The sequence below is a fragment of the Roseomonas sp. KE2513 genome, assembly GCF_016107305.1.
In the GTDB taxonomy this organism is placed as follows: domain Bacteria; phylum Pseudomonadota; class Alphaproteobacteria; order Acetobacterales; family Acetobacteraceae; genus Roseomonas.
Map to the genome: position 1 here is coordinate 1 of NZ_RCVR01000115.1, position 2,449 is coordinate 2,449.

3 protein-coding genes are annotated in these 2,449 nt (G+C 71.4%); all 3 read right to left on the reverse strand.

Going from position 1 to position 2,449, the window contains the following annotated elements; genetic code table 11:
• Nucleotides 1-31: 31 nt before the first annotated feature.
• Complete coding sequence (gene tnpC, locus D9599_RS30415) at nt 32-1,585, reverse strand: IS66 family transposase (protein WP_198385080.1); 1,554 nt, start codon at nt 1,583-1,585, stop codon at nt 32-34.
• 61 nt (nt 1,586-1,646) lie between these two features.
• Nucleotides 1,647-1,994, reverse strand: coding sequence for an IS66 family insertion sequence element accessory protein TnpB (tnpB, locus tag D9599_RS30420; protein ID WP_198385081.1), 348 nt, complete (start codon nt 1,992-1,994; stop codon nt 1,647-1,649).
• Entirely contained in the window at nt 1,991-2,359 is a 369-nt protein-coding gene (tnpA, locus tag D9599_RS30425; protein ID WP_198382189.1) for an IS66-like element accessory protein TnpA, read from the reverse strand. The genes tnpB and tnpA overlap by 4 nt, the downstream gene beginning before the upstream one ends.
• Between the last annotated feature and the right edge of the window lie 90 nt (nt 2,360-2,449).

Genomic DNA, 2,449 nt, shown 5'->3' on the forward strand with positions numbered 1-2,449 from the left:
GTACCCATCCGCCGAGTACCGCGGTTGACGATCAAGCGGCGGCCGAGAGTGGCATTGCCGGTGGCTTCCAGTTCCACGGGAGGAACTCGTCGAGCTTGGAGGCAGGATGGTTGGCGATGCGAGCGAGGACGTCGGCGAGCCATGCACGCGGATCGATGTCGTTCAGCTTCGCCGTGGTGATGAGCGAGATCATCACGGCAGCCCGCTCGCCGCCGCGGTCACTGCCAGCGAACAGCCAAGCCTTTCGGCCGAGGGCGATGCCGCGGAGGGCGCGTTCCGCTGCGTTATTGGTCAGGCAAACCCGGCCGTCGCCAAGGAACCCGGTGAACGCCTCCCAGCGCTTGAGGGCGTAGTCCAGCGCCTTGGCCAGATCGTTGTGGCGCGACAGCCTTCCCCTGGTCTCCAGCATCCAGGCATGGAGGTCGGCGACCAGCGGGGCCACCACGGCGGTGCGATGGGCCAGGCGCTCCGCGGCCGGTCGCCCGTTCACCTCGCGCTCGGCCTCGAACACGCGGTCGATGCGCCGCACGGCCTCGGCCGCGAGAGGCGCGCGAGCGACCTCGGCCAGCTCGAAGGCCTTCCGGCGGAAATGCGCCCAACACGCCGCCTCCGTGATCGGTCCCGGCTTGCGGTCGGGCCGGTAGAGCTCGCCGAACCCAGCATAGGCGTCCGCCTGCAGGATGCCCGCGTAGGAGGCCAGGTGGCGCCTGGGGTGCTCGGCCGTGCGGTCGCGGGAGAAATGGAACAAGGCCGCGGGCGGAGCCGGTCCGGCAAAGGGCCGGTCGTCGCGGACATAGGTCCAGAGGCGGGCCGTGACCGTTTTGCCGCGGGCGAGCAGGGGCACGGTGGTGTCGTCCCCGTGCAGGCGCTCGGCGGCCAGGACATGGGCCCCGATGAGGGCGTGGAGGGGCGAGAGGACCGCGGCCGCGGTGCTGACCCAGTCGGCCAGGGTGGAGACGCTCAGCTCCACCCCCTCCTGAGAGTAGGTCTCGCTCTGGCGGTTCAGCGGCAGGTGCTGGCCGTACTTGGCCTCCAGCACCATGGCCAGCAGGTTCGGCCCCGCGCGCCCACGGGCGATCGGGTGGAACGGCGCGGGCGGCTGGGTGATGGTCTCGCAGGCCCGGCAGCTGAACCGCTCGCGCACGGTCTGGACCACCTTCCAGGACCGAGGCACCACCTCCAGGGTCTCGGTGACGTCCTCACCCAGCTTGGACAGCTTGCCCCCGCAGCAGGGGCAGGCAGAGGGCGAGGGCACCACCACCCGCTCGCGCGGCAGGTGGGCGGGCAGAGGGCCCCGGACCGGCTTGCGCGGTGGTGCCCCGGGCTGCCGCTCCCCGCCCTGGCCCTCGGTCCGGGTCGCCTCCTCGGCCATGGTCGCGACGAGGTCGCCGAGTTCCAGCTCCAGCTGGTCGATGAGCTTGCGGCCGCGCTCGGAGGAGGCGCCGAACTTGTCGTGCCGCAGCTTGGCGATGACCAGCTTGAGGTGCGCGATCATCGCCTCGGCGGCGATGCGCGCCTCGCGCTCCGCGGCAAGGGCCACGCGGAGCGCCTCGACATCATCGGCAGGGTCCGGCGCGGCCGTCATGGAGGGAGTGAATCAGACGGCGAAACCCACCGCCAGCACAATCACCCCTGTCCTGACAGGATCAGCCCGCGACCTGCGGCCGGTAGGTGTGCTGCGGGTTCCTCCAGTCGATCCCGTCCAGCATGTAGGCCAGCTGCGCCGACGAGATGGACACGGCGCCATCCGCGGGGGCAGGCCACAGGAAGCGTCCCCGCTCCAGCCGCTTGGCGTAAAGCGACATGCCGAGCCCGTCATGCCAGACAATCTTAACCAGGTCGCCGCGCTTGCCGCGGAATACGTAGAGATCCCCGGCGTGCGGGTCGCGCCCGAGGGCCTGCTGCACCTGCAGCGCCAGCCCGTTCATGCCGCGGCGCATGTCGGTGTGGCCCACCGCCAGCCAGACCCGCACACCGGAGGGGACGGGGATCACCGCCGCAGCACCGACAGCACGCGCCGCAGCGCCGCCGCGTCCACGTCCGCCCCCACCCGCACACAGGTGCCGTCCGGCAGTGCGATCTCGATCCGCGGGTCCGTCGCCGCCGCGGGCGCACCAAGCCCGGGCGGCACGGCGTCGCTCACCTGCAGGGGCAGAAACACCGGCTCCCGAGGATCAGCCACCGCAAGCCGTCCCTGCCGCAGCTGACGCCGCCAGTACCACAGCAACCCGCGGCTGATGTCGTGCCGCCGGGCCACCTCCGACGTCCGCGCTCCAGGCTGCGCCGCCTCGGCCAGCATGCGCAGCTTGTCCTCGGCACACCAGCGCCGCCGCCGCTCCACCCCGGTGATGATCTCCATCCTGCCCCGCCCTTTGCGTCGCCCTTACGAGCGTCACTAAGGTCAGCGATCATCACCCCTTAAAACAGGCGGCCCTCGGCGGACGGATAC